The following is a 26,614-nucleotide window of genomic DNA, read 5'->3' as shown; positions in this document are numbered from 1 at the left end:
AGGCACCCCGGGTAGCGGCCCCGGCACGCGGCACCGCTCTCCTGGTATTCCCGCCCGCCGCCTCAGGCCACGAACGCCCGCAGCAGCTTCGCGAACGTCGTCAGTTCGTCGAGCAGCTCCTGCGGAAGCGGCTTCTCGTCGAAGTGTGCGATCCGGTTGCGGATGTCCTTCACCTGCTTCAGACGGCCGATGAACTGCTCCCTGGGCATGTTGTGCCACTTCAGGGCTTCCCAGTTGGCGTCGGCGGCTTCGGCCAGTGACGTCTTCGTCTGGGCGCCGTCCAGAAGCTTCAGATAGTCGCCGAACATGAGGTCGGAGACCTGGCCGGTGCGGTGCTCGGCCTTCTTGTTCGTCTGGACGGCCTTGATGGTCTCCTCGTCCAGTGCCGCGCCCAGGCAGCGGCGCAGCAGGGACTCGATCTCGCCGACGATGAAGAAGGGCCGTGCCGCGCCCTCGAAGCGGTCCGTGACGTCCGCTGCGCTGACGATGCCAGAGAGGCAGCCGTCGTCGCCCCGGACCAGGAGGTAACCGTGTTCGCGGATGACCGGCAGGGCGGAGAAGAACTCCTGGCGGGTGTCGGCGACCGGAAGGGAGTCCTTCTCCATCGCGTTGTCCAGAGTCGGCTGCTTGCCCGCCTCGTACATCTTGGCGACGGACCCCCAGGTGACCACCCCGTGGATCTGCGCCATGCCGGTGGTCACCGGGACCTGCGCGAGGCCCTTCGTGCGCATCAGGAACGTGGTCTGCGCCAGAGGCGTACCGGGACCGACGGACACCAGACCGCGCCGCGCCGACGGGATGTCCCCGAGCAGCAGACGCTGCGGCAGGGCGGCCGAGGGCAGGGCCTCGTCCGTTTCGTCCTCCTCCACGCCCGCGGGGGCGGCCTGCGCGGGGACGGACGCGAGCGGCACCACTTCGACGTTGCTGCGCTGACCGCAGACGGCGAAGTCCGGCAGCGTCGTCAGCCCGGCGTCCGTGAGTGCCTGCGAGATGCGGTGCACCGTCCGGTGGTCGCGGACCCTGACCTGGAAAAGGTCCAGAATGTCCTGCACGGGCACGGTCCTGCCCTTGAGCGCGGCGAGGTCCTGCCCGCTCGGTGCGGTCGTCATCGGGCGTCGCCCTCCGCGAGGTCACGGAGCATGGTCCTCTTGCCCATGGCGGAGTGCACGAGATCCTGCAACTGCTTGGAACGGTCGTTGTAGAACCGTTCGTAGTCGTTGTCGCGGAGTGCTTCCGGATCGATGAGGTGGGTGGCGAGCACATCGTCGAACCACTCGGGGCGCATGTCGGAGGCGGCGACCATCGTGGACAGGTAGGACGCCGGCGCCCCGGTCATGTCCATCGCCGCGCGGTAGGACAGCGGGGTCTTGTTCACGATGGAGTTCGTGGGCAGGTCCTGGCTGTTGCCCCGCCGGAACCAGGTCTTGGGGAAGATCTGCCGGACGTCCACGCTGTACTCGTCCAGCCTGCCGGGCTTGAGCGGGCTGTCCGTGTAGTGCCAATCCACCGCCCCCTGCTTGACCAGCAGGGCGTAGATGCCCTTGTAGGCGGCGCTGTTGCGGGTGGTGAGGCTGTCGAGGCGGTCGGCGAAGAAGAACGCGTCCGTGACGGTGTCGGGCGCCCGGTCGTCCTGCGCGATCCAGGGGACGAGCTGCTCGACGTCACGCGTGAAGCGGGTCTCGGTGGAGCCGCCGTACATCTCGCCGAGGACTCCGCACCAGTACCACTGCTCGGTCTTCTCCTCCGCTCCCAGGCCGTCCAGCGCCGTGTCCAGGATGGCACGGACGGCCGCGAGCGGGACGAGCTGCGTCTTGTACGGCAGGTCGCTCGGGCGGACGATGCACTGCCGTTCCAGGAAGTCGCCCACCCAGGCGAAGGCGTCCGCCAGTTTCGGCGCCAGCCGGACGAAGTCGGCCAGCGGGAGGTCCAGCAGGTCCCGGCGCTTGCACGACACCGTCGCCCCCCTGCCCGACTGCTTCCGTTCCCAGGTGCGTACCAGGGCGATGGCCTGCAGGAAGTCGATGCTGCTCAGCCCGTTCTCGAGGCCGCCGTCCAGACGGCCGAAGACCGGGTACTTGGCTGCCAGCCCCTGCTTGATCTCCCGCCACACTTTGGGGAGTTGGTAGTAGTCCCCGCTCTGGTCCACGTAGTCGCGATCCCCGGCGTAGGTCGCGGTGAGTAGTTCGAAGACGTTCAGAGGTACGCCGCCCGTATTGACCCGCTCGAAGACCGCGCACACGGCGTCCATGGAGGTGGTGGCGGCCAGCCGGATCATCGGGACCTGGAAGGCGCGGACCTGCTGGAGGACCAACTCGTCGAACTGCCCCCACAAGTTCCAGTTCCGGTCCTCGTCCGCCTTGACGTACGACATCATCCACTGGTTCACACGCTGTGCGTCGAAGACGAGATGCAGAGGGAAGAGACCGGCCGCGCACTCGTTCTCCGTGGTGCTCAGATCCAGCACCACCGTGCGGTTGAAGTCGGTGCGGAGGACCTTGTCCGCCGGGACGGACAGGATGGCTTCGTCGCGATCCGCGCCCGGGCCCACGGCCTTCTCGATGTCGACGTAGTACCACCGCTCGATGGGTTTGTTACGGGCGTCCGCCGTTTCCACCGGGGCGTCCAGCCACAGGGCCTGGAAGAGGGAGGTGAGACGCTGCTGACCGTCGAGCAGGAGGAGGTCCGCGGCCGGATCCCCGTCCGGGCGTGCCCCGGTGAGCGTCCGCGAACGGAATCGGGTGGCGCCGCCGGTCTGCAGAGTCATCACCACGCCGAGCGGATAGTCCAGCGTCACCGTCGCGATGATCGCGCGGATCCGATCGTCGTCCCACTTCCAGTTCCGCTGGAAGTCGGGCAACTGTAAGGAGCCCGACGCCACATCCGCGAGTACGTCCTTCAGCTTCACATTGTCGAGTGCCGCCACGTTCGTCCCACTCCCACCCTGCCGAATGTACGGAGAGTGATTCCAGCAGCGTATCCGGGTGACCGTCAACCGATTCAACGAAGTAGGCGCCCCGCCACGGTGCCGCGTGCAGCGCGGACCGATCGACGGCCGCCATCCGGTCCCCGTACGGGCGGGCCCGTGGAAATGGAAGACTGACTCCTGTGAGCACCACCGGATCCCAGCGCCCCGCCCAGGTGAGCGCCGCCCGCCGCCGTACCGTCATCGACGCGCTGCGACGCGGTGCCGTGCCCGACAGCGGCCTCGACCTGCTGGCCACCGGACTCGACCGGTTCGAAACGGCCCTGGACACGGAACTGGACTCGGTGGCGTCGGGCGGGTCCGTGTTCAAGGCTGTGCGGGGCGAGTACGGGTCCGGCAAGACGTTCTTCACCCGCTGGCTGGGGGAGCGGGCCAAGCGTCGCAACTTCGCCGTGGCCGAGATCCAGATCTCGGAGAACGAGACCCCGCTGCACCGGCTGGAAACGGTCTACCGGCGGCTCACCGAGCGCCTCACCACCTCCAGCTTCCCTGCGAGCGCCCTCCGACCCGTCGTCGATGCCTGGTTCTACGCCCTGGAGGAGGACGCACTCGCCGACGGTGCGACCGAGGACCGTCTCCCGGGCGACGTGGAGAAACTGCTCGTCGCACGGCTCGCCGAGGTCTCCCGGCACGCCCCGTCGTTCGCCACCGCTCTGCGCGGCTACCGCGCCGCCCTCGCGGACGGCGACGAGGCGACCGCGGCGGCCGTCCTGGCGTGGCTCGGCGGCCAGCCGCACGTGGCGGCCTCCGCCCGCCGATCCGCCGGAGTGCGGGGCGACCTCGACCACTTCGGTGCGCTCGGGTTCCTGCAGGGCCTCCTCACCGTGCTGCGCGACTCAGGACACACCGGGCTGTTTGTCGTCCTCGACGAGGTGGAGACGCTGCAGCGGGTCCGGTCGGACGCCCGCGACAAGGCACTCAACGCGCTGCGGCAGCTCATCGACGAGGTGCACTCGGGCCGCTTCCCCGGCCTCTATCTGGTCATCACGGGTACCCCGGCCTTCTACGACGGTCAGCAGGGCGTGCAGCGTCTGGCACCGCTCGCTCAGCGGCTGGCCACCGACTTCACCACTGACCCGCGCTTCGACAACCCTCGCGCTGTGCAGATCAGGCTTCCCGGCTTCAACCAGGAGTCCCTGGTCGGACTCGGCCTCACCATCCGTGACCTGTACGCCGATGCCGCAGAAGCACCCGACCGTGTGCGGAAGGTCGTCGACGACGTGTATGTCGCGGACCTCGCGGTGGCCGTCGGCGGGGCGCTGGGCGGGAAGGTCGGAGTGGCTCCCCGGCTGTTCCTGAAGAAACTCGTCGGGGACGTACTCGACCGCGTGGACCAGTTCGACGACTTCGACCCTCGGCAGCACTACCGGCTCACCGTCGCCGGCAGCGAACTCACCGACGTCGAGCGAAACCTGGCAGCCACTGTCTCCGGACACTCCGCGTCGGCCGATGACATCGACCTGGAGCTGTGATGGCGGACGCGGGACTCCCGGCCGGGAAAGACCCGGGTGACGAGGATGTCGACGTACTGGACCGACTCGACCCCGTCGTCCTGCATCACATCGTCAACACACTCGGCTGGCCCGATCTGCGCCCCCTGCAGCGGGCGGCGATCCCCCCGCTCATGGAGGGACAGGACGCCGTACTGCTGGCTCCGACGGCGGGGGGTAAGACCGAGGCGGCCTGCTTCCCCCTGCTGTCGGCGATGACCGAGCAGAAGTGGACCGGCACATCCGTGCTGTACCTGTGCCCGCTCAAGGCACTCCTCAACAACCTGGTCGGCCGCGTCGACTCCTACGCACAGTGGCTGGGGCGACGGGCCGCACTCTGGCACGGGGACACCAAGGAATCGCAACGCCGGCGTATCCGCGCCGAGGCACCGGACATCCTGCTGACCACGCCCGAGTCGCTCGAAGCGATGCTGATCGGCGTCAAGACCGACCACGCCCGCCTTTTGGGGAGTGTGCGAGCCGTCGTCGTCGACGAAGTGCACGCGTTCGCAGGGGATGACCGGGGATGGCACCTGCTCGCCGTGCTCGAACGGCTGGAGCGGGTTACCGGACTGCCTATTCAGCGCGTTGGACTCTCAGCGACCGTCGGCAACCCGGCCGAGCTGCTGCACTGGCTGCAAGGCGCGGGCGTCGGCAGCCGCAAAGGTCAGGTCGTCGCCCCTGGAGTGCACCTGCCGGCCACCGACGGCGGCGGACGCGGTGACAAAGCGATCCCCGAGGCGTCCCACAGGCCTGCGGGCGAAGTGGAGCTCGACTACGTCGGCTCCCTCGACAACGCCGCCAAACTCATCGCGGCGCTGCACAGAGGAGAGAAGCGGCTCGTCTTCTGCGACTCGCGCCGCCAGGTCGAGGAGTTGGGTGCGGCGCTGCGCGCGCGTGAGGTGACCGTCTTCCTGTCCCACGCCTCCCTCTCCGTCGATGAACGCACCCGTTCCGAGCAGGCGTTCGCGGAGGCCCGTGACTGCGTCATCGTCTCCACGTCAACCCTCGAGCTCGGCATTGACGTCGGTGACCTGGACCGCGTCATCCAGATCGACTCACCGGCCTCCGTTGCCTCGTTCCTGCAGCGCATCGGCCGCACCGGCCGGCGTTCCGGCACCGTGCGGAACTGTCTGTTCCTCACCACCCGCAAGGACACACTGCTGCAAGCGGCGGGCCTGCTGCTGCTGTGGTCTCGCGGCTGGGTGGAACCGGTCCTCCCCCCACCGGAGCCGCGCCACCTGGTGGCCCAGCAACTGCTCGCAGTCACCCTGCAACAGCACAAGCTCGGCGACCAGTTGTGGGACCGGCAGTGGAACGGCCTCGCCCCCTTCGACAAGTCGGCTGCCCCCATCCTGCGCTTCCTCACTGAGGAGGGCTTCCTCGACAGCGACGGTGGGATGCTGTTTGTCGGCCCCGAGGCGGAACGCCGCTTCGGCAAAAGGCACTTCATCGAACTCACCGCATCCTTTACCGCACCTCCGCAGTTCACCGTCCTGTCCGGACGCACGGAGATCGGCCGCACCGACCCGAGCGTGCTCACAGAGGAACGCCCCGGCCCCAGGCGGTTGCTACTCGGTGGACGCAGTTGGCAGGTCACGTACATTGACTGGCTGCGCAAACGCGTCTTCGTCGAGCCGGCCGACGGCGGCGGCATCGCCAAGTGGATGAACGGCGGCGTCGCCGGACTGTCGTACGCCCTGACGCGTGCCATGCGCGAGGTGCTGCTGGGCACGGCCCCGCCGGTCTCCCTCACCCGGCGTGCGGAGGCGTGCCTGGCCGAACAGCGTGAGGCCGACGCACCCGACACCGTGCTCCCGGGCGGCACATTGATTACGCGCGTCGGCTCGGACGTCCGCTGGTGGACCTGGGCCGGTTACCGCGCCAACGCCACCCTGGCCGCCACCCTTCAGTCGGTCACCGATCCTCTGCAACGACCCACCGACAGCTGGCTGCGCCTGCGCGAGAACCTCACCCCGGCCGACTGGCGTGCGGCCCGTGACAACGTCGGTGAGAACCTCGTCCTGCCTGACGTGGACCGCCGGGCCGTACGCGGCCTGAAGTTCTCCGCCGCCCTCCCGGAACGCCTCGCCGTGGCCACGGTGGCGGCCCGCTTGGCCGACTTCGAGAGCGCCCGCTCGGTGCTCGGCGAGTCGGCGCGCTTTCAGTACGACGGCTGAAGCGGAAAAGCCATCAAGTCCGCTTCAGACGGACGCCAGGGGTTACGCCCGCCCCAACTGCTCCGTCACCACTGCAAGGCGGAGGCCTATTGGCGGCCTGAGAAGGAGTGTCAAACGAGGGTTACATCGAACTCGCGACCCTGGAGGCGGTTGGCGGTGTCCACCGTGGTGGCCTTGAGGCCGCGTGCGGCGAGTCGGGATCGGATCGCGTCCGCCTGCCGACACCACGCAGGTACCGCACCGCCCAGCCGTCGACGGGCTCGCGGTCTACGCGACCACCGTCGGGTTCGTCTGCAGTATGCGAAGGCAGCCGCATGGAGACGGACTCGGAGTCTTCGAGCGCATCGAGCAGACCGCCTGACCCCAAGAGGTGACGAAGCCCCCGTCCGGACCGCTCCAGGGCGGGATGTCGTCTTATGTAGCCATCAAGGTAGCCACACAAGAGCCCTCCTTACATGTTTGCCCAGGTCATAGCGCTGTCGTGACTCTCCCCGGCGTACAGCCCGACTCGTCTGCCGCTTGCATTTCCTCAGGTCAGGCACGTTTTTTGGAGCGGCTTCCCGCCACGAGGCTCACCGCGGCCAGTCGGCCGCCGATCTCGACCTGCCGGAGCTCGCAGTTCCGGCAGACGCTCGGTTCGCCGTTGTCTTACGAGGGCCTTCATCGGGACCTACTCTTGGGCCATGGAAATGCGAAAATCCGGACTTCCGGCGGGAGTTGGGCCACCGGCCAAGGCAGCAGCCGGTTGGCGGCTGGTGTTCGTGCCCAGCCGGATCCGTGAGTTGGCCGTCGTCCTCGGCGGAGGCGTCATGGGCCCCTCGATGATCGCCGCTCCACTCCTGCTGGCCGCTCTGGTGGCTGCCCTGTTCTCGGGGAGCCCGTTTTTCTGGGGCGTCCTGTGGATTCTCCTGGGACTCACGGGCATAGCTGTGATCGTGCTCGTCGTGGGCGGGATGTGTGCCGCGGCAGCCACGATGGTGCGGTGGGTCGAGTTCCGCCCCGAGGGGATTCCGGCCCAGGTTGTGATCGCCCGCTTTGCGCGTTCGTCGACCATGGCCATGGCTGAGCTGCAGCGAGTCGTCGTCTTCGAGCGGCTGAGGCTGGGCCGGCGGAAGTCGATCAAGGTGCTGCTGCACACCCGCGGCGGGACGGTGGAGTGCGAACCCGCGACGCTCTCGCCGCTGTCCCGGATCGATACGCAGAGGCTGATCGACCGGCTGACCGAGCAACTGGGTCCGGCCGGTGTGGCTGTGGAGGGTCGGACAGAGAGCGAGCGAAATTTCCTGTGCCCGGATGAGTGGTGGGCGCCGTCCCGCATAGCCGATCTGTGGCAGGTGCCCTCCAGTGCGGTCGACGGTATCGCCGCTCAGCACGGCGTCAGAGGCTACACGTACACCCCCCGGGCAGGCGCCATGTACAGCCCCGACAGGGCGGTCATGGTCTACGATCCGGGGCGGGCATACGAGGTCGCCGAAGATGTCCGCGCGGAGCAAGCGGCCGGCCAGGCCTTCGGAAGCGGGGCGGCACCGGATCCGGATCCGGATCCGGATCCGGCCGAGGGTGGCACACCGGATTGAGCCGTAGGATGCACCGCCCGCGGCCAGGGCCGGCCGGCCCCGTTGGGCTCCGATCCTCTGAAGCCCGTCCTCGCAGGTCACATCCGCTTCGACTCGCACAAGCACAGGTCGGAAGGGTGTGGCGGACGACCCCGGCGTACGGCCCGACTCGTCCGCCACACCACCTCGTGTGGTGACCGCCCGGGTGGTGACCGGTCGACGGTCAGGCGAACATTCCGGTGCGAAGCCTGGTGAGCGTGCGCGTCAGGAGCCGGGATACGTGCATCTGGGAGACGCCGAGTTCGGCACCGATCTGGGACTGGGTCATCTCCTGGCCGAAGCGCATCTCGATGATGCGTCGCTCCCTGTCGTCGAGCTGCTCCAGGAGCGGGGCCAGCGTGTGCAGGTCCTCAATCGTTTCCAACGCGGGGTCCGGCTCGCCCATCACGTCGGCAACCGTGCGCGCCTTGCCGGCCTGGCCGTCGTCGCCGACGTCATTGGGTGTGTCCAGGGAGCCCGCGGTGTAGCCGTTGGAGGCGACGAGGCCTTCTATGACCTCTTCCTCGCTGAGCTTCAGATGCTCGGCCAGCTCCTTGACCGTCGCGTCGCGGTCCTGGCCGGCGGCGAGCTGCTCCTGCGCCCGGACGATCTCCACGCGCAGTTCCTGCAGGCGCCGGGGAACGTGCACGGCCCAGGTGCTGTCGCGGAAGAACCGCTTGATCTCGCCGATGATGTAGGGAATGGCGAAGGAGGTGAACTCGACCTCGCGGGACAGCTCGAACCTGTCGATCGCCTTGATGAGCCCGATGGTGCCGACCTGGACGATGTCTTCCATATCGCCGCTGCCGCGGTTGCGGAAGCGCCTCGCGGCGAACCGCACCAGGGACAGGTTCATCTCGATCAGCGTGTTCCGGGCGTACTGGTACTCGTGGGTGCCCTCCTCAAGGACCTGGAGCTGGTCGAAGAACAGCTTCGAGAGGGCTTTTGCATCCTTCGGAGCGACCTTCCCCGCGTCTTCGATCCAGGGCAGCTCACCGACTCCGGCCGGTGCGCCGACCGGAGAAGATGCCGCGGCCTCCGCCAGTACCGTGTTGGCAGTCTGTGCAGAAGTCGCTGTCATGTCCCCACCCCTTCGCTCGTCATGCACTCTTCTCGAACCGCGCCTTCCCGCGCGGATTCTTTCTATGCCTGTCGATCCTTGTGGTCTTTTGGGGCGCACTCCCCTTCGTTCGCCGCCTGGCCGCCGGGTATCAGCCAGTGCTCTCGGCCGGCGGTGGGAGTAAGGTCGGCGGGGCGTTGGGACGACGCCGGGTGCCGAGGTCAGTGGGGGTGGGCGGGTGGATGCCTCAGACGGTGCGGGTTCGTCGGCAGTACCGTTGCCACACAGGGTGGCCGAACTGGAGATCTGCACGCTGAAGGATCGACCCGGAGTGCACGCGGCCGGTGAGGTGACTCTGGCCACGCGCACAGCGTGGGAGCGGGCGCTCGACAGCCTGGTCGGCGGAAGCGGTGACGTTTACCTCGATCTGTCCGCAGTGACGTTCATCGACGTAGCCGGTACGTCCACCGTGGCGGTCGCGGCCCAGCACCTGGGCACCGGACGGCGCATGGTCCTCGAGGGGCCGCCGCCCGCGCTGCGACGCGCCTTGGACATGTTCTGGCCCGACTTGGCGGCGATCGAGGTGACGAAGTGACACACACGGCTGAGCCATTCGTCCACCCGGCGCTGTTCTACCGGGGCAGCGAGGAGTACCTGGCGGGAACTGTGCCGTTCATCCAGAACGGTCTCGCCGCGGGCGAGCCGGTGGCGGTGGCGGCCCCCGAGAGCAACCTCGAACTGCTGCGCGCGGAATTGGGGGCAAGCGCCGGAGAAGTGCGGTTCATCGACATGCGCGAGGCCGGGCGCAACCCGGGGCGGATCATTCCCAGGGTGCTGAGGGCCTTTGCCGATACCTATCCCACCCGGCGGGTGCGGATCATCGGTGAGCCGATCTGGCCCGGCCGCACCCCGGCCGAGTACCCGGCCTGTGTCCAGCACGAGGCACTGATCAACACCGCGTTCAGCGGCCGGGAAGTCACCATCGTGTGCCCCTACGACGCCGCAGGACTCGATGCCGCGGTGCTCGCCGACGCCTACGCCACCCACCCGGTCGTCGTCGACCGAGGACGTGCGAAGCCCAGCGGCACGTACGACCCCGACCGTGCCGTCGCCGCCTACAACCAGCCACTGGCACGCCCGCAGCGGGCCTCCGCGTTCGCCTTCGAGGCCGAACGCATTCCCGACGCCCGGGACTTCGCGGTCGAACGGGCCAAGGACCTGGGTCTGTCGGGTGAGCGTCTGGGGGACTTCGCCCTGGCCGTCGCCGAGCTGACCACCAACAGCGTGGTGCACGGCCATGGTTCAGGCACCGTATGGGTCTGGGGCGAGGACGGGCAGATCCTGTGCGAAGTGAGAGACGCAGGACTCCTGAGCGACCCGCTGGCCGGCCGTCGCCCGCCCACGCGTGACCAGCTCGGTGGCCGGGGCCTGCTGATGGTTCACTACCTCACCGATCTGGTCCGCGTCCACACCGGCCCGGAGGGCACCGCGATCCGCTTCCATCTCGGGACCTGACCGGCCTGACCGCGACCCGACCGGCCTGACCGGGCCTGACCGGGACCTGAACTGCCGGCAGCCTCGGTGCCCGGTCACGGTGTCCCGGGTGTCTTCTCGCTGCGAGGTGCCGGTACGCCCCGGTCGTTCTGGAGGACCCACAGTTCCTGGAAGAGCCCGGGGGAGTCGACCAGTTCCCCGAAGGTTCCCTGCTGGATGACGCGGCCGTGGTCGAGGACGACGATGTGGTCCGCGACGGCGACATTGGCGAGGCGGTGGGTGACGAGCACCACGGCCCTGTCCCGGGCGATGTCCCGGAGGCCGGTGAAGATGCGGTGCTCGGCGCGGGCGTCGAGTGCGCTGGTGGGTTCGTCCATCACGAGCAGCCCGGCCGGGCGGTGGAAGGCGCGGGCGATGGCGATGCGCTGCCACTGGCCGCCGGAGAGCTCCACCCCGCCGAACCACTCCCTTGCGAGCAGCGTGTCCAGACCGCTGCGCAGACCGTCCACCACCTCGGCGGCCCCGGAGCGTGCGGCGGCGCGCAGAACCGCCTCGTCGCCCTCGTGGAGCTGGCCGAGCGTGATGTTTTCCCTGGCCGACATGGGCCAGTGCGCGAAGTCCTGCGGAACGATCGCGGTCTGCGTCCACAGGGCGTGCGGATCGAAGTCGGCGACGTCCTTCCCGTCCCAGGTCACGGTGCCGTCGGTGGGGAGATACAGGCCGGTCAGGAGCTTGCTGAGGGTGGTCTTGCCGGAGCCGTTCTCGCCGACGAGGGCCAGGACTTCGCCGCGGCGGACCTCCAGAGTGACCTTCTCCAGCGCGGGGTGGTCCGCGCCCGGGTAGCGGTAGGTGAGGGCCTCGGCCCTGACGGTCCGCGGGGACGGCGGTGCGAGAACACCACGATTCAGACGGTGGCCGCCGGCCTCCTCGATGAACTCGGCCCAGTCGTCGAGATAGAGCCCGGTGCGGAAGAGGCGGGTGCCGTAGCCGACGACGCCGCGGAGCGAGGAGCCGACCGTACTCAGGGCGAAGACCGCCGTGCCCGCCGAGGCGACCGACATCCGCCCCGAAGCCAGGAGAAGAGCAAGGGCCACCCACACCAGTCCGGCGGCCAGCCCTCCGGCCGTCGCGCCGACGATCGCGTAGCGCGCGCCCTGGTGCACGGCCTTGTCGGTGGCCGAGTCGACCCGGTTGCCGATGGCCCGGTAGCGGTTCAGCAGGAACTCCGCCATGGTGCAGGAGCGAAGCTGGTCGGCGGTGTCCTTGTCGACCACGAACCAGCGCAGCAGGCTCAGGGTCCGGCGCTCCGCCGCCATGGCGCGTGAGGTCTGGTAGTGGACGCGGGCGCCCTTCACGCTCGCGATTCCCTGCGGGACCGCGGCGAGCATCAGCAGCGGCAGCAGGACCGGATGCAGGACCGTGACCACTCCGGCCGCCGCGACGAGCGAGGCGACGCAGGCCATGACGTCCTGGGATTCGGTGAGGAGATCCTGGGCGACCTCGGCGCCCCGGTCGGCCGCCTCGCGCTTGTCGTTGAAGCCGGGATGGTCGTACGCCGACAGTTCCGCGTTGACCGCCGCGGTCAGCATCTGCAGCTCGGCCTCCCGCGAAATCCTGGGGGAGAGGCGGCTGGAGATGTTGTTGACGGCGATCCCGAGCACGGCTCGCAGCCCGGCCGCTCCGGCCAGTACACAGATGGAGGGGAGAGCGTCCAGAAGGTTGTCGCCCATATTGCCGCCGGCGATCAGAGCCGTGATCGTGCTCGTCGTCGCGAGCAGCCCGAACGCCTCCATGAAGCCTGAAAGGGCCTGGCAGACCAGGAGGGTGACGACCGCGCGCCGGTCGACGCGCCAGGCGAGGGCCAGTGCCTTGCGTACGAGCTGGGGCAGCCGCTTGGCCATCGCCTTCGTGGTGACCGGCTGCTCCTCGCAGGCGGCCAGTGTGGCGGAGCGGTACCGCAGCTCCTCGCCGGGGTTCTCGGCGGCTCCGGTGGTCTCAGGGGTCTTGGCGGTCCCGGTGGATTCGTTGGTCTCAGGGGTCTCAGGGGTCTTGGCGGTCAACTCGGTCCCTTCTCCAGCCACGCCACTGTCCTGACGGGTTGAACTCCAGGAACCACCATTGCCGCTGCCGGTCCATCGCGGTGTCGAAAGCGCCGAAGACCAGCGAAAAGTGGTCAGGGCAGACACGCGGCGGCGAACGGGGACGGATCAGATCAGTCCGGTGACCGCTCGAGCGAACGCACCGCGACCCCGCGCAGATGTGCCCCGAAGACCTCCGGCGCGTCCGGCGTGAGCGTACGCAACGCCACCATCGCCGTGACGATCACGTCGCAGAGCTCCGACTCCACGTCCTGCCAGCTGTGCGTCGTCCCCTTGCGCGGGTTCTGGCCCGTCGCGCCGATGATCGCCTGGGCGACCTCGCCAACCTCCTCCGAGAGCTTCAACATCCTGAGCAGCGTCTCCTGTTGGGGCGGCAGATCGCTCTCCGCGTCGAGCCAGTCGTGCAGTCGGCCGACCGTGTCCCAGATGGGGTCCAGGGTGTGATTCATGCCCGCAGCCTGTCATGTGCGGGGAGCTCGCGGGACCCGGGCGGCGCTCCTTGCGGCCGCTGCCGCGGCGGCCTGACGGACCTCAGGGGGGCGGGGCTTCAGCGACGGGGCTTCAGCGGCGGGGACTCAGCCGAGTTCGGGAATGCGGGCCCCGGAGCCGCTCACCCGCACTCGTGGATCGCCTTCGCGGAGCGTCACCGTGAGCACTCCGGGACGGCCCATGTCCACGCCCTGGTGCAGAGTGAGTTCCGACTCGCCAGGTACGAGGCCGAGTTCGCGCGCGTACGCACCGAAGGCTGCCGCCGCCGCGCCCGTCGCCGGATCCTCGACCACGCCGCCCACCGGGAACGGGTCCCGGACATGGAACACCGAGTCGGACTCACGCCACACCAACTGGACCGTCGTCAGGTCGAGGCGGTGCATCAGCGCTTCGAGGCGCGCGAAGTCGTACTGAAGATCCGCGAGCCTGGCGCGGGTCGCGGCCGCCAGGACCAGATGGCGCGCGCCCGCGAAGGCGATACGCGGCGGCAGCGCCGGATCCAGGTCCTCGGCGGCCCAGTCGAGAGCGGCGAGTGCTTCCCGCACATCCTCCCCGGCCGCCTCCTCGACGTGCGGCTCGACGCTGGTGAGCGTCGCGACCAGCACGCCGCCCACGGACGCGACCGTCACAGGCACCGGGCCCACGGGGGTGACGAAGACGAAGTCGCCGGGGCCGGTGCGCTCCGCCAGCGCGACAGCCGTCGCGACCGTGGCGTGGCCGCAGAACGGGACCTCGGCCTTCGGGCTGAAGTACCGGGCGGTGAAAGCCTGCCCAGAGGCGTCGAAGCCCTCGGGCGGTGCCGTCAGGAAGGCGGACTCGCTGTAGCCGACCTCGGCCGCGACGGCGAGCATTGCCGCGTCGTCGAGCCCGGACGCGTCCAGGACGACCCCCGCGGGGTTGCCCCCTTCGGGGTCGGTCGAGAAGGCGGTGTAGCGCAGCACATCGGCAGTCGTGATCATGGAAGGAACCCTAAGGGACCCACGCGCCCTTCAGGAAGGGGGCTCAGCCCCGGCCGATGTACGGCATGGCCGCCGCCATCACCGTCGCGAACTGCACATTCGCCCCCGGCGGCAGCTCCGCCATATGGAGCACCGTCCGCGCCACATCCGCCGCGTCCATCACCGGCTCCACCACCACGTCCCCGTTGGCCTGCAGGATCCCCGCCTGCATCCGCTGGGTCATCTCGGTCGCGGCATTGCCGATGTCGATCTGGCCGCACGCGATCGAGTACGCCCTCCCGTCGAGCGACAGCGACTTCGTCAGGCCCGTCATCGCGTGCTTAGTCGAGGTGTACGGCGCCGAGTTCGGCCGCGGCACATGCGCCGAGACCGAGCCGTTGTTGATGATCCGGCCGCCCTGCGGGGACTGCTCCTTCATCGCCCGGAATGCCGCCTGCGCGCACAGGAACGCGCCCGTCAGGTTCACGTCCACCACCGTGCGCCAGGCCTCGTACGTCAGGTCCTCGAACGGGACGGAGGGGCCGGACGTGCCCGCGTTGTTGAACAGCAGGTCAAGTCGGCCGTGGTGTTCCCGTACCGCGGCGAACAGCGTGGTGACATCTGCCGGTGACGTCACATCAGTGGGGACGCACAGGACATCCCCGCCCGCCAGAGACGCCGTTTCCTCCAGGGCCTCGGCCCGCCGGCCCGCCGCGACCACCGACCAGCCCGCACCCGCCAGCGCCACCGCCACGCTGCGGCCGATGCCCGAACCCGCTCCTGTCACCACCGCGATCCTCGCTACAGCGTTCATGGACGCGCAGCGTAGTCGTCCACCTGTACGCGGAACTCATCCGACCGTCATGCGGATGTTGTGTACTCGACAACACGGAGTCGTCGGCCCCTACTCCAATACGGAAGGACAACCACCGTCAGGGGAGGGGCACATGAGGTCCGCATCGCACGCACCCGAGCTCAGGGCTGCCGCCGGGCACATCGGCCGCCGCAGGTTTCTCACCGTCACCGGCGCCGCCGCGGCGCTCGCCTTCGCCGTCAATCTGCCCGGTACCGCCCACGCCGCCGAGCTCGACGCCAAGAAGATCACCGAGGACCCCTTCACCCTCGGCGTCGGCTCCGGAGACCCGAGGCCCGGTGCCGTACTGCTGTGGACGCGCCTCGCGACCCGCCCGTACGAGCCCGACAGCGGACTGCCGCGCGCCAAGGTGCCGCTGCGCTGGGAGCTGGCCCACGACTCCCGCTTCACCCGTATCGCCCGGCGGGGATCCGTCACCGCCCACCCGGAGTTCCACCACAGCGTCCACGTCGACATCACCGGCCTCGACCACGACCGGCCCTACTACTACCGCTTCCGCGCCGGGAACTGGATCAGCCCGACCGGACGGACCAGGACCGCTCCCGCCCGGTCCGCGCGGATCAATGAGCTGAAGCTCGCCGCCGTCTCCTGCCAGGCGTACCACGACGGCTACTTCACCGCGTACAAGCACCTCGCCGAAGAGGAGCTCGACGCCGTCTTCCACCTCGGCGACTACATCTACGAATACGCCGTCAACGCGGTCGGCGGCGCCCGCAACTACACCGACCGGAGCCTGCCCGCGCACTTCAACCGCGAGACCGTCACGCTCGAGGACTACCGGATGCGCTACGGCCTGTACAAGTCCGACCCCGATCTGAAGGCCGCCCACGCCGCGCACCCCTTCGTCGTCACCTGGGACGACCACGAGACCGAGAACAACTACGCCGACGAGACCCCGGAGAACGACGTCTCGCCGGAGGAGTTCCTGCTGCGCAGGGCCGCCGCCTACCGCGCGTACTGGGAGAACCAGCCGCTGCGCAAGCCGCAGCAGCCCGCAGGACCCGATATGCGGCTCTACCGCCGGCTGCACTTCGGGCGGCTCGCGCAGTTCGACATCCTCGACACCCGTCAGTACCGCTCCGACCAGGCGTACGGCGACGGCTGGCAGGTGCCGGGACCGGAGTCCGAGGACCCGGCGCGCACCCTCACCGGCGCCGAGCAGGAGCGCTGGCTGCTCGACGGGTGGAAGGCCTCGCAAGCACGCTGGAACGTCGTGCCGCAGCAGGTCACCTTCGCGCAACGGCGCGATGTCCCCACCGGCACCTTCAAGTTGAGCATGGACTCCTGGGACGGCTACCCGGCCTCCCGCGACCGCGTCCTGGCCGGCGCGCAGGCGGCCGGTATCGAGAACCTGATGGTCCTCACCGGCGATGTGCACGTCGGATACGGCCTCGATCTGAAGAAGGACTTCAACGACCCCGCGTCCCGCACCGTCGGCACCGAGATCGTCGCCACCTCCGTCAGCAGCGGAAAGAACGGCGCCGAGAAGCCCGCGAACTGGGACAACCTCACCAGGGCCAACCCGCACATGAAGTTCTACAACGGCCGCCGCGGCTATGTGACCGTCACCCTCGGGGAGCAGCGGGCGCGCGCCGACTTCCGGACCGTCGCCTCCGTCACCACACCTGGCGCGCCCGTCACCACGGCCGCGTCCTTCGTGACGGAGGCCGGCGACCCCGGGCTCAAGCCCGTCTAGCTCATCCCGGTCCCGCCCTCAAAAAGGTCTCGACCAGTCCGGACGAGCTGAGAGCATAGGTGCGGATACCAGGAACAGGAGCTGTTGATGGCGGAGAGCGGCCAGAGCACACAAGGACACATACCCTCCGCCGACCCGGCGCCCGCACCGACAGCACCCGTACCCGCGGCTGCCCCCGTCGCCGCGGCCCGCCGCGCCGGCCTCCTGGTCACCCTCGTCCTCGGCGGTCTCACCGCGCTGCCGCCGCTCTCCATGGACATGTACCTTCCGGCGCTGCCCGCCGTCACCGATTCGCTGCGCGCCCCCGCCGCGACAATCCAGCTCACGCTCACCGCCTGCCTCGCGGGCATGGCGTTCGGCCAGCTCGTCGTCGGCCCGATGAGCGACAGGTGGGGGCGCCGCCGCCCGCTGCTCATCGGCATGGTCGTGTACGTCGTCGCCACCGCGATCTGCGCACTGGCGCCGACCGCCGAGCTGCTGACCGGCTTCCGGCTGCTGCAGGGACTGGCGGGCGCGGCCGGCATCGTCATCGCGCGGGCCGTGGTGCGCGATCTCTACGACGGCGTGGAGATGGCCCGGTTCTTCTCCACCCTGATGCTGATCTCCGGTGTCGCGCCGATCATCGCGCCGCTGATCGGCGGCCAGGTGCTGCGGATCACCGACTGGCGCGGCATCTTCGTCGTCCTCACCGCCATCGGCATTCTGCTCACCCTCGTCGTGCTGAAGTGGCTGCACGAGACCCTGCCGCGGGAGAAGCGGCACAGCGGCGGCGTCGGCCAGGCCCTGCGCACCATGCGCGGACTGCTCGCCGACCGGGTCTTCACCGGCTACATGCTCACCGGCGGCCTCGCCTTCGCCGCGCTCTTCGCGTACATCTCCGCCTCGCCGTTCGTGGTGCAGGAGATCTACGGCGCGTCCCCGCAGACCTTCAGCCTGCTCTTCGGCGTCAACTCCGTAGGTCTGATCGCCGTCGGCCAGATCAACGGCAAGGTGCTGGTGGGCCGGGTCAGCCTGGACAAGGCGCTCGGCTTCGGCCTGGCCGTGATCACACTGGCCGCCACCGCGCTGCTGCTGATGACCTCGGGAGTCTTCGGAAAGGTGGGCCTGCTCCCGGTCGCGGCCGGACTCTTCGTACTGATGTCGGCGATGGGTCTGGCGATGCCCAACACCAACGCCCTGGCCCTGATGCGTACCCCGCACGCCGCGGGCTCCGCGTCCGCGCTGATCGGCACGGCGGCCTTCCTGATCGGCGCCGTCGCGTCCCCGCTCGTCGGGATCGCGGGCGAGGCGACGGCGGTGCCGATGGCCGTGGTCCAACTGGCTTCCGCGCTGGCCGCGCTGGGCTGCTTCCTGGTCCTGTGCCGGCCGTGGCAGCGGCGCGCCGAGGCCGTCTGACCGGGGCCGTCCGAGCGGGGGCGTCCGGGCTGGGCCGTCCGGCGCAGCCCGGGGGTCGGCCCTTGAAGCCCGGTGTCACCGCTCGCCGCCCGGGGTCCGGGGTCAGCCCTCGCGGCGCGGGTACCCGATCAGATGCAGCCGGTCCTTCGTGTCCGTCCAGCTGAAGACGCCGACGCCCGCGGTCTCCGCACCCGGCAGCCGGACATTGGGCGAGAGCGCCCTGGGCACCGCGGTGGCCAGGTCCAGCTCGATCGGCGCGCCGCCGCCGGCCAGCGCGTCCGCCGGGCTGCGGGCGCTCGTCGCGCCGTACGCCGTGCCCGAATCGGTCACGGTGGTCAGCGTCAGCGGCTTGGAGCCGTCCGACTCCTCGAAGCAGTACGCCTTGCGCCGCTCCAGGCCGAACGCGAGATTCCCGGCGACGAGATAGCCGCCGTCCGGCGAGAGCATCGCCCGCGGATACTCGCCCGGCTCGATCGCCGGCTTGTGGCACCGCACCTGGACCAGCGGTTTCCCTGCCGTCACCTCATGCACCGCCCAGATGTCGTACGTGCCCGCGTCCTTGCTGCCCTTCGCCGGCTGCCACTTGGCCAGTACATACCCGGGGGCCACCGAGGTCGGCACTCCGGAGGCGGGATCGGTGCGGGCCGGGGCCACGTTCCGGCTGGACCAGCCGCCGCGGACCCAGAAACCGGGGTCCCCGCTCAGCAGCAGCCCCTTCGGGGTCACTCCGCGCACCTCGGTCAGCCGGCGGCAGCCCGTACAGCCCTTGGGGTAGCCGAGCGTGTTCCGCGGGACCCGGGTCACCTCGCCGGAGACCGGGTCGACGACCGCGCTGGCTGTGCCTCCGTCGGAGATGAGGATCCCGGGGCCGGTGCCGGAGACGGTCGGCGCGGTGGGCCACGGGATCTCGACCCGCTGCCGGGCGCCGTCCGCCACGTCGTACAGATCGAGCGCGACAAAGGTGCCGGCCGTGTTCAGCGCGTCCTCGCCCGCCGCACCGAAGGACCAGGTCACGAAGTACTCCCGGCCGTCCTTGGCGACGGAGAGCAGCCGGGGGAACTGGTCCGCGGAGGCCGGCGGATGCCAGGGAGGCCCGGTCCACCCCGGCCTGCCGGTCGCGGCGTCGAGAGTGCGCAGCCGGAACCGGGACTTCTCGACCCGCTCCAGATAGGCGATACGGCCGCTGTCCTGCGCGATGGCGTACTCGGGCGAGACGTTGGAGATCTCCCAGCCCTGCCCGGTGTCGTACGCGGAGGGGACGGTGAGCCGGGTCAGCGGGCCGGCGCTGTGCCGCACGGGCTTGCCGGGCTGGTCGCCGGCGGCCTTGCCCGAGCCCTCACCTCCGCCGCACATGCTCAGCAGGATCAGCAGCGTCAGGACGATCAGCCCGGCCACCAGGGTCACGCGAACGACCCTCTGTCTCATGGTCCCCCCGTGAGCGGTGCGGCACGTAGCGTGTGCGGCGACGGTCGTCAGGGTAGCAACTGCCTTTGTGCCCCCAGCAGTTCGATTTCGTCGCTGTTCCGTGCCGGTGCCCTTCCCGCCGCCGGGGACGACGGCGGGAAGGGCACCGGCACGGCCGGCATGCCTAGAATCTCTCGGTGAACGACACCCTCCCCACCGCGGAAGCCCTGCGCAGCGCCCTCGCCGGGCTACTGGACGGGCTGCCGCCCACGCAGGCGGCGCAGGCCGTCGAGCGGCTGATCGTCAACTACCGGGGGACCACCCCGACCGACGCTCCTGTGCTCCGCGACCGTTCCGATGTCGCCGCGTACGCCGCGTACCGGATGCCCGCGACCTTCGAGGCCGTACGCTCCGCGCTCGCCGCTCTCCGCGCCGCGGCACCCGACTGGTCACCGGCCACGCACACCGACATCGGCGGTGGGACGGGAGCGGCGAGCTGGGCCGTCGCCGAGGCCTGGGAGGAGGACGGTCCGCGCACCACCGTCCTCGACTGGGCCGAGCCCGCCCTCGAGCTGGGCCGCGAGCTGGCCGTCGCGTCCAAAGTGCCCGCGCTGCGCGCCGCCGAGTGGCGGCGCTCGCGGATCAGCGCGGCGCTGCGTATCGAGAGCACTGATCTCGTCACGGTCTCGTACGTGCTCAAGGAGCTCACCGCCGAGGACCGGGCCGCCGTCGTGACCGAGGCCGCCCGCGCGGCCCAGGCAGTCGTGATCGTCGAGCCGGGTACCCCGGACGGCTACGCCCGGATCATCGAGGCCCGCGACCGGCTGATCGAGGCCGGCCTTGAGATCGCCGCGCCCTGCCCGCACAGTGCCGCCTGCCCGATCACCGCGCTCAATGAAGCGGGCGGCTCGGACTGGTGCCATTTCGCCGCGCGGGTCAGCCGCTCCTCGCTGCACCGCCAGGTGAAGGGCGGCTCACTGCCGTACGAGGACGAGAAGTTCAGCTATGTCGCGGCGGTGCGCTTCCCGGCCGCACCGGTGGCCGCACGCGTCACCCGCAAGCCCCAGATCCGCAAGGGCCTGGTCCTGCTGGACCTGTGCACCGAGGAGGAGGAGCTGCGCCGTGAGACGGTCACCAAGCGCCAGGGAACGCTGTACCGCGCGGCGCGCGATGTGGCATGGGGCGACGAATGGCCGCCGCCCCACAGCACCCACGGCGCGTCAGACGCGTAGCGCCTGGGGACAGCACATGCCGGCCGGTCGCCGACGGCAAGAGGCACGCGGTCTGCGTGGGCCCGTGCGACCCGCGGAGCCCGCGCGCTGTGAACCGATCGGGTGGTTCATCCTCCAAGCAGACGATTCACCGCCGGTGACCTCCGGCACCGCCGTCCTCCCCTGCGCCATTCCGCCCGCGGCGGACACGGGAAGGTACCGACCGTTACCCCGGTTGGGAACTGTGTCCACCCGGGGAGCAGGATGGTGGGACGATGGCAGAGTCCGCCGGTGGCGAGCGTGAGGTGTGAGGAGATAGATGGGCGACGGTATCGGCCGCTACCGCGGCACGGAGAACAGGCTCCCCCGGGAGAGCAGGCTGCCCCAGTGGCTGCGCCGGCGCCCGAAGAACACCGACGCCGAGGACTCCCGCCGCGAGACCCTGCTGCTGGCCGCCGCTGCCGCGGGACTGCCGCTGGCACCCGCCGCGTACCCCGTCGCCTACCGGTGTTCCTGTGAGCGCATCGGCTGTCCCACCCCGGGCAGGCACCCGGTCTCCTTCGCCTGGCAGACACAGTCCACGACCGACCCCGGCCAGATCGGGCGCTGGGCCCTGGGCCAGCCGGAGGCCAACTTCATCACCGCGACCGGCATGGTCCACGACGTGCTCGACGTTCCGATGGAAGCCGGCCGCAGCGCTCTTGCGCGGCTGCTCGAGCTGAACATCGACGTCGGCCCGGTGGCCGAGTCCGGCGAGGACCGGATGCTGTTCTTCACCGCCACCCGCGGCACCCCCGAGGACGAGGACGAGTGGTGGCCCTGCGAGCTGGACTGCCATCCCGAGACGATGGACGAGCATCCCGGGCTGCGCTGGCACTGCCGCGGCAGCTACGTCCTCGTACCGCCGGCGCGGCTCCCGGGCGATCTTGAGGTGACCTGGCTGCGTGGGCCGGAGCATCCGCTGCCCGATCCGCTGACGCTGCTGGAGACGCTGACCGACGCGTGTGCGCGGTACGCGGGCGAGAACGAACAACTGGACCAGCACGAGGTGGCCTGGCCGCTCGGCCGCTGACCGGGCGGCCCGGGCCGGCCGACGGACCCCTGGGCCCGCCGACCCGGCCGTCCTGCGGGATGCGCCAATTCCCGTACGGGCACCGCCGATTCGCTCGTAGCGCCACTACGGGACTCGACAGGGCCACGGGACTCCCGTACGGCTGCGCTCCCGTACCGCTACGGGACTCCTGTACCCGTGCCGCTACGAGCCCTTGGCCGCCGTCAGACCCGTCAACCGGCCCAGCACATCGACCTTCCCGGCGTCCGCGCCGCCGCCCGGCGGCACCACGACCGCCTGGCTGGAGACCCGCTCCTTGGTGACCGTGGACTTCACATCCCCCGTCAGCAGCGCCTTGACATCAGGGTGGACCTTCAGCCGCAGCCCCTTGGCGGCCGTCTGCCGCTCGTAGTTGCGCACGGCGAAGAAGACCAGCGCGCCGCCGTCCTCGGTGGTCAGCCCGAGCGGCGCGAAGTCGTCGCTGTCCAGCGGCTGGTCGATGTACTGCGTCGACATCCCCGGCAGATTCGCGTCCTTCTTGCGGGAATCGCGCCAGCCCGAGGTGTGCGGCCCGTCCTTGAAGTGCTCCGGCTTCCCGTTCTGCATGTACGAGGCGTACTCCTCGCTCAGATTGCGGGGAGCGACGGCCAGCGCCGCGCTGTCCGGGGCGACGGGCTCGGCCCAGCCGTCCTTGTCGGTCTTGAACGCCGGAATCCTGCTGGGGGAGAGGATCGTCAGATATGCCGCCTCCCACACCTGGTCCACGCCGTTGCGTACGAAGACCAGCACCCAGCGGTTGTCCAGATTGCCGTTGTCCCGGTCGCGGTTGGAGTCGACATCGGCGACGAACCAGCGCGGCCAGCCGGCCTTCTTCGGGATGGTGTACTTCGCGTCCGTCAGCTCCAGCGGCACATGCTGCGGATTGCCGTCCGGGTAGTTGACGCTGCGCGCCTTCAGCCCGACCTGGTTGATGGCACCGAGGGCACCGGTGACCCGGCCCGCGTCGAGGGCCGGGTCATAGGCCTTGTCGGCCGCGTTGTACGCCTCGGCGAATTCCTTGAGCGCCTGTGCGGCCTCAGCTTTTGTCGCCGACGGAACGACTTCCCGTTCCCCGTGCACCGTCACGCACCCGCTCGCCGTCAGCGACAGCACCGTCATCGCCGCGAGCCCCGCCGTCGCCCGACCCAGCCTTCTCATCGGTTGCCTTCTGCTCCTCGACCCCCACTGACCGTCCGAACCCTACCGGGGCCAGGAACAGCCCGAGCGTCGGGATCAGATACAGCGCCCACACCGTGACCTGGATGACGGTGGGGTCGGGCTGGAAGTTGAAGACACCCTTCAGCAGCGTGCCGTACCAGCTGTCCGGCGGGATCGTCGCGCTGATGTCGAAGGCCTTGTCCGCCAGACCGCCGAGGAAGCGCGCCTCCTGGAGGTCATGGACGCCGTACGCCAGGACGCCTGCCGCCACGATCACCAGCATGCCGCCGGTCCAGGTGAAGAACTTCGCCAGGTTGATCCGCAGCGCGCCCCGGTAGAACAGCCAGCCCAGCACCATCGCGGTGGCGATACCGAGCAGCACACCGGTCAGCGGCCCGGACGAACCGTCGCTGCTGGCCCGAACCGACGCCCAGACGAACAGCGCCGTCTCAAGTCCCTCGCGGCCCACCGCCAGGAAGGCGGTCGCGACGAGCGCGGCCGTGCCCATCTGCAGCGCGGCGTCCAGCTTGCCGTGCAGGTCGGACTTCAGATGCCGCGCGGTGCGCCGCATCCAGAAGACCATCCAGGTCACCAGGCCCACGGCAACGATCGACAGCGAGCCGCCGAGCATCTCCTTCGCCTCGAACGTCAGCTCCTGCGAGCCGAATTCGAGCGCGAAGCCGAAGCCCAGCGAGATGGCGACCGCGACCCCGATGCCGGTCCAGATCGGACGCAGCGCATCGCGCCGCTCCGTCTTGACCAGATACGCGATCAGGATGCAGACGACCAGGCTGGCCTCGAGGCCTTCGCGCAGGCCGATCAGGTAGTTGCCGAACACGTCGGTCCCTTCAGGTCAGGAGAACAGCGCCCGGCCCCACCAGTCGTCCTTGTCCCGGACGCCCGGCGGGACGGCGAACAGCGCCGAACCCACGTGCTGGATGTACTCGTTGAGGGCGTCGTTCGCCGCCAGCGAGCGCTGCACGGGGATGAAGCCCTTGTGGATGTCCCGCTGGTACGCGAGGAAGAACAGGCCCGCGTCCAGGCGGCCCAGGCCGTCCGTGCCGTCCGTGAAGGAGTAGCCGCGGCGAAGGATCTTCGCGCCGCCGTTGGTGTCCGGGTGCGCGAGCCGCACATGCGCGGTCGGCAGCATCGCCTTGAGGAACGGCTCGTCACGCTCCTTGGCCTTGCCGACCGGCGCGCCCTCGCCCTTGTCGCGGCCGAAGATGTCCTCCTGCTCGCTGAGCGGAGTGCGGTCCCAGGTCTCGATGTTCATCCGGATCCGGCGCGCGACCAGATACGAGCCGCCGGCCAGCCAGCCCGAGCCGTCCTTCTCGGACACCCAGACGTGCTTGTCGAGTGCGGCCGAGTCCGTCCCGGCAACGTTCCGGGTGCCGTCCTTGAAGCCCATCATGTTGCGCGGGGTCTGGGCGTCCGGCGTTGTCGACGAGGTCTTTCCGAAGCCGAGCTGCGACCAGCGGACCGCGACCTTGCCGAAGCCGATGCGGGCGAGATTGCGGATCGCGTGCACCGCGACCTGCGGGTCGTCCGCGCATGCCTGCACACACAGATCGCCGTCGCTGCGCGCCGGGTCGAGGTTGTCGCCGGGGAACGCCGGCAGCTCCACCAGGGCCGCCGGGCGCTTGCCCTCAAGTCCGAAGCGGCCCTTGGCGAACAGGGAGGGGCCGAAGCCGATGGTGAGTGTGAGCCGGGACGGCTTGAGGCCGAGCGCCTCGCCGGTGTCGTCCGGCGGCGACTCGGCGAGACCGCCGAACGCGCCTTCGCCGACTGCCTGCCCGGCCGTCATCCGCTCCGCGGCCCGCGTCCAGTCCTTGAGCAGCTGGACCAGCTCGGCGCGGTCCTTCGTCTTCACGTCGAAGGTCGCGAAGTGCAGCCGGTCCTGCACGGCGCTGGCTATGCCGGCCTGGTGCGCGCCGTGGAACGGCACGGCCGCGCCGCTCGCGGCGGCGGGCACGGCGGTGTCCCCGCCGGTCAGGGCGACAGCCGCGCCGCCGGCCGCGGCGGCGCCGAGCGCGAGGCCCGCACCGCCCCAGCCGAGCAGTGAACGACGGGACGGAGCCTGGGCGTCAGTTTCCTCGGACATGTATCGATCCCCCTGTTACTTGACGACCGCGGCCGCGAGCTTGGAGAGGGGCTCGGCGAGCGCGTTGACCGCGTCGGAGAGCTCCTTGCGCTCCGCCTTGCCAACCTTGTCGTACGAGGTGAACTCGTAGGAGGCCGGGCTCTTGCGGTACTTGTCGAGCAGCTTGTTCAGCGCCGCGAACTGCTTGTCCAGCTCGGCGACGAGCTTCGGGTCGTTCTTCGAGGCGACCGGCTTGAGCAGCTCATACGACTTCTGCGCACCCTCGACGTTCGCCTTGAAGTCCACCAGGTCGGTGTGGCTGTAGCGCTCCTCCTCACCGGTGACCTTGCCGGTGGCGACCTCGTCGAGCAGCTCCTTGGCGCCGTTGGCCATGGAGGTCGGGGTGATGTCCGCCTTGCCGACCTTCTTCTGCCAGGCGGTCAGGTCGGTGATGAGGGTGGTGGCGAGGGTCTTCTCCTCGGCGCCGATCTTCTTGTCCTGCCACAGCGCCTTCTCGAGCGTGTGCCAGCCGGTCCACTTCTGGCCCTTCTCCACGCCGTCCTCGCGGAGGTCGACCTTCGGGTCGATGTCCCCGAAGGACTCGGCGACCGGCTCGGTGCGCTCCCAGCCGATACGGGAGTCGGCGTACGCCTTCTTCGCGGCCTCGATGTCGCCCGCCTGCACGGCGTCCGTGAAGGCCTTGACCTTGGGCATGGTCTCGTCGGCCTGCGCCTGCACGTATGTGCGGTACTCGGCGACGGCCTTGTCCATCGCGGGGCTGCGCTTGACGGCCTTGCCGCCGGTGACGGTGACCGTCTGACGGATGCCCTCGCCCTTCATGCCGGGCTTGCAGGCGATCTCGTACGTACCGGCCTTCACCTCGGCGGTGAGTTTGCGCTTCAGGCCGGGGCCGATGTTCTCGAGCTCGGACACGATGCGGTCGTCCGGGAAGAGGAGGTAGACCTCGGTGACCTTGGAGCCCTTGTTCTCGATGTCGAGCTGGACATGCCCGGCCGGGAACTCCTTCTTCGACACCTCGCAGGAGTCATCCTTCGCGGTGACCCGGACGGCGCCGTCGCCACCCTTGGCATCGCTCTTCTCGGCGCAGCCCGTGACGGCGGTCAGGGCTGCCACGGTCGCGGCGGCGGTGACGACGGAGAGACGGACGGGTCGCATACGGACTCCACGATGGAAGAGTTACGGGTGACGGACAGCCGGCCCGGGGGCCGGTGAGGCAGACCTAACTTAACCGAGGCTTACCTGACCGATACCCACCTGTCCAGTGATTCAGCTCTCACCCGCGCGGAGAAACACGGCGAGATCACGGGGTGCTCACGGCACTGGCACGGGGGGGTCAAGTAATGGTCAAGTGGCCTGT

General features: G+C 69.7%; 21 protein-coding genes. 9 read left to right on the top strand and 12 right to left on the bottom strand.

From position 1 onward, the window contains the following. Positions 1–62: 62 nt before the first annotated feature. On the bottom strand, positions 63–1,109 hold the full coding sequence (locus OG966_RS12225) for a CBS domain-containing protein (RefSeq protein ID WP_326649593.1): 1,047 nt from the start codon (positions 1,107–1,109) through the stop codon (positions 63–65). Next, entirely contained in the window at positions 1,106–2,923 is a 1,818-nt protein-coding gene (locus OG966_RS12220; RefSeq protein WP_326649592.1) for a GmrSD restriction endonuclease domain-containing protein, read from the bottom strand. Before OG966_RS12220 ends, OG966_RS12225 begins: the two co-directional genes overlap by 4 nt. A 182-nt stretch (positions 2,924–3,105) precedes the next feature. On the opposite strand from OG966_RS12220, the gene brxD reads away from it, so the two are divergent. The 3 genes from brxD (at position 3,106) to OG966_RS12205 (ending at position 8,230) form a co-directional block, all read left to right on the top strand. Further along, positions 3,106–4,455, top strand: coding sequence for a BREX system ATP-binding protein BrxD (brxD, locus tag OG966_RS12215; RefSeq protein WP_326649591.1), 1,350 nt, complete (start codon positions 3,106–3,108; stop codon positions 4,453–4,455). Further along, entirely contained in the window at positions 4,455–6,653 is a 2,199-nt protein-coding gene (locus tag OG966_RS12210; protein ID WP_326649590.1) for a DEAD/DEAH box helicase, read from the top strand. The genes brxD and OG966_RS12210 overlap by 1 nt, the downstream gene beginning before the upstream one ends. Positions 6,654–7,336: 683 nt before the next feature. Beyond that, positions 7,337–8,230 (top strand): hypothetical protein, encoded by an 894-nt coding sequence (locus OG966_RS12205; protein WP_326649589.1) that lies wholly within the window; start codon positions 7,337–7,339, stop codon positions 8,228–8,230. A gap of 202 nt (positions 8,231–8,432) precedes the next feature. Here the strand turns inward: OG966_RS12205 and OG966_RS12200 are convergent, their stop codons facing one another. Next, positions 8,433–9,329 carry a SigB/SigF/SigG family RNA polymerase sigma factor gene (locus OG966_RS12200; RefSeq protein ID WP_326649588.1) on the bottom strand — a complete coding sequence of 299 codons (897 nt, stop codon included), beginning with the start codon at positions 9,327–9,329 and terminating at the stop codon, positions 8,433–8,435. A 268-nt stretch (positions 9,330–9,597) separates the two neighbouring features. Between OG966_RS12200 and OG966_RS12195 the strand changes: the two genes are divergently transcribed. Both OG966_RS12195 and OG966_RS12190 read left to right on the top strand, forming a co-directional pair. Continuing rightward, the gene (locus tag OG966_RS12195; RefSeq protein WP_326649587.1) at positions 9,598–9,903 is read left to right on the top strand and encodes an STAS domain-containing protein; all 306 of its coding nucleotides are present in this window, start codon (positions 9,598–9,600) and stop codon (positions 9,901–9,903) included. Continuing rightward, a complete protein-coding gene (locus tag OG966_RS12190; RefSeq protein WP_326649586.1) occupies positions 9,900–10,823 on the top strand; it encodes an anti-sigma factor RsbA family regulatory protein in 924 nt (307 codons plus the stop codon). Before OG966_RS12195 ends, OG966_RS12190 begins: the two co-directional genes overlap by 4 nt. A 74-nt stretch (positions 10,824–10,897) precedes the next feature. Here OG966_RS12190 and OG966_RS12185 read toward each other — a convergent pair whose 3' ends face one another. The 4 genes from OG966_RS12185 to OG966_RS12170 all read right to left on the bottom strand — a co-directional run bounded on the left by OG966_RS12185 (position 10,898) and on the right by OG966_RS12170 (position 15,142). Continuing rightward, positions 10,898–12,883, bottom strand: coding sequence for an ABC transporter ATP-binding protein (locus OG966_RS12185; RefSeq protein WP_326649585.1), 1,986 nt, complete (start codon positions 12,881–12,883; stop codon positions 10,898–10,900). A gap of 131 nt (positions 12,884–13,014) precedes the next feature. After that, on the bottom strand, positions 13,015–13,350 hold the full coding sequence (locus OG966_RS12180; protein ID WP_326649584.1) for a MazG-like family protein: 336 nt from the start codon (positions 13,348–13,350) through the stop codon (positions 13,015–13,017). 126 nt (positions 13,351–13,476) lie between these two features. Beyond that, a complete protein-coding gene (locus OG966_RS12175) occupies positions 13,477–14,349 on the bottom strand; it encodes a PhzF family phenazine biosynthesis isomerase (protein WP_326649583.1) in 873 nt (290 codons plus the stop codon). 43 nt (positions 14,350–14,392) lie between these two features. Further along, on the bottom strand, positions 14,393–15,142 hold the full coding sequence (locus OG966_RS12170; RefSeq protein ID WP_326649582.1) for an SDR family oxidoreductase: 750 nt from the start codon (positions 15,140–15,142) through the stop codon (positions 14,393–14,395). Between the two features lie 133 nt (positions 15,143–15,275). On the opposite strand from OG966_RS12170, the gene OG966_RS12165 reads away from it, so the two are divergent. Together OG966_RS12165 and OG966_RS12160 are read left to right on the top strand one after the other, a co-directional pair. Next, on the top strand, positions 15,276–16,898 hold the full coding sequence (locus tag OG966_RS12165; protein WP_326649581.1) for an alkaline phosphatase D family protein: 1,623 nt from the start codon (positions 15,276–15,278) through the stop codon (positions 16,896–16,898). A gap of 87 nt (positions 16,899–16,985) precedes the next feature. Then, a complete protein-coding gene (locus OG966_RS12160; RefSeq protein ID WP_326649580.1) occupies positions 16,986–18,293 on the top strand; it encodes a multidrug effflux MFS transporter in 1,308 nt (435 codons plus the stop codon). Positions 18,294–18,395: 102 nt separating this feature from the next. On the opposite strand, the gene OG966_RS12155 is transcribed toward OG966_RS12160, so the two are convergent. After that, positions 18,396–19,718: a hypothetical protein gene (locus OG966_RS12155; RefSeq protein WP_326649579.1), complete on the bottom strand. Its 1,323-nt coding sequence runs from the start codon at positions 19,716–19,718 to the stop codon at positions 18,396–18,398. 176 nt (positions 19,719–19,894) lie between these two features. Between OG966_RS12155 and OG966_RS12150 the strand changes: the two genes are divergently transcribed. Next, complete coding sequence (locus OG966_RS12150; protein ID WP_326649578.1) at positions 19,895–20,929, top strand: small ribosomal subunit Rsm22 family protein; 1,035 nt, start codon at positions 19,895–19,897, stop codon at positions 20,927–20,929. 298 nt (positions 20,930–21,227) lie between these two features. Next, positions 21,228–21,980, top strand: coding sequence for a bifunctional DNA primase/polymerase (locus OG966_RS12145; protein WP_326649577.1), 753 nt, complete (start codon positions 21,228–21,230; stop codon positions 21,978–21,980). A 183-nt stretch (positions 21,981–22,163) separates the two neighbouring features. Here the strand turns inward: OG966_RS12145 and OG966_RS12140 are convergent, their stop codons facing one another. Genes OG966_RS12140 through efeO form a run of 4 tightly spaced genes read right to left on the bottom strand, consistent with a single transcriptional unit; the run spans position 22,164 to position 26,412 of the window. Further along, on the bottom strand, positions 22,164–23,117 hold the full coding sequence (locus OG966_RS12140; RefSeq protein ID WP_326655168.1) for a hypothetical protein: 954 nt from the start codon (positions 23,115–23,117) through the stop codon (positions 22,164–22,166). After that, positions 23,035–23,994: an iron uptake transporter permease EfeU gene (gene efeU / locus OG966_RS12135; protein ID WP_326649575.1), complete on the bottom strand. Its 960-nt coding sequence runs from the start codon at positions 23,992–23,994 to the stop codon at positions 23,035–23,037. Before efeU ends, OG966_RS12140 begins: the two co-directional genes overlap by 83 nt. 15 nt (positions 23,995–24,009) lie before the next feature. Further along, the gene (gene efeB, locus OG966_RS12130; RefSeq protein WP_326649574.1) at positions 24,010–25,257 is read right to left on the bottom strand and encodes an iron uptake transporter deferrochelatase/peroxidase subunit; all 1,248 of its coding nucleotides are present in this window, start codon (positions 25,255–25,257) and stop codon (positions 24,010–24,012) included. Positions 25,258–25,272: 15 nt separating this feature from the next. Next, entirely contained in the window at positions 25,273–26,412 is a 1,140-nt protein-coding gene (gene efeO, locus OG966_RS12125) for an iron uptake system protein EfeO (protein WP_326649573.1), read from the bottom strand. Between the last annotated feature and the right edge of the window lie 202 nt (positions 26,413–26,614).

Origin of the sequence: Streptomyces sp. NBC_01750 (assembly GCF_035918095.1) — a bacterium.
In the GTDB taxonomy this organism is placed as follows: Bacteria; Actinomycetota; Actinomycetes; order Streptomycetales; family Streptomycetaceae; genus Streptomyces.
Note: the sequence above shows the minus strand (reverse complement) of the source record. Positions and strands in the feature narration are given on the sequence as shown.

Bases quoted from the DNA above. Each gene is read 5' to 3' on its own strand.
- OG966_RS12165 (WP_326649581.1), top strand. From the start codon at position 15,276: ATGAGGTCCGCATCGCACGCACCCGAGCTCAGGGCTGCCGCCGGGCAC.
- OG966_RS12210 (WP_326649590.1), top strand. From the start codon at position 4,455: ATGGCGGACGCGGGACTCCCGGCCGGGAAAGACCCGGGTGACGAGGAT.
- OG966_RS12175 (WP_326649583.1), bottom strand. From the start codon at position 14,349: ATGATCACGACTGCCGATGTGCTGCGCTACACCGCCTTCTCGACCGAC.
- OG966_RS12145 (WP_326649577.1), top strand. From the start codon at position 21,228: ATGGGCGACGGTATCGGCCGCTACCGCGGCACGGAGAACAGGCTCCCC.
- OG966_RS12180 (WP_326649584.1), bottom strand. From the start codon at position 13,350: ATGAATCACACCCTGGACCCCATCTGGGACACGGTCGGCCGACTGCAC.
- efeB (WP_326649574.1), bottom strand. From the start codon at position 25,257: ATGTCCGAGGAAACTGACGCCCAGGCTCCGTCCCGTCGTTCACTGCTC.
- efeO (WP_326649573.1), bottom strand. From the start codon at position 26,412: ATGCGACCCGTCCGTCTCTCCGTCGTCACCGCCGCCGCGACCGTGGCA.
- OG966_RS12200 (WP_326649588.1), bottom strand. From the start codon at position 9,329: ATGACAGCGACTTCTGCACAGACTGCCAACACGGTACTGGCGGAGGCC.
- OG966_RS12140 (WP_326655168.1), bottom strand. From the start codon at position 23,117: ATGACGGTGCTGTCGCTGACGGCGAGCGGGTGCGTGACGGTGCACGGG.
- OG966_RS12205 (WP_326649589.1), top strand. From the start codon at position 7,337: ATGGAAATGCGAAAATCCGGACTTCCGGCGGGAGTTGGGCCACCGGCC.
- OG966_RS12170 (WP_326649582.1), bottom strand. From the start codon at position 15,142: ATGAACGCTGTAGCGAGGATCGCGGTGGTGACAGGAGCGGGTTCGGGC.
- OG966_RS12225 (WP_326649593.1), bottom strand. From the start codon at position 1,109: ATGACGACCGCACCGAGCGGGCAGGACCTCGCCGCGCTCAAGGGCAGG.
- OG966_RS12160 (WP_326649580.1), top strand. From the start codon at position 16,986: ATGGCGGAGAGCGGCCAGAGCACACAAGGACACATACCCTCCGCCGAC.
- OG966_RS12155 (WP_326649579.1), bottom strand. From the start codon at position 19,718: ATGAGACAGAGGGTCGTTCGCGTGACCCTGGTGGCCGGGCTGATCGTC.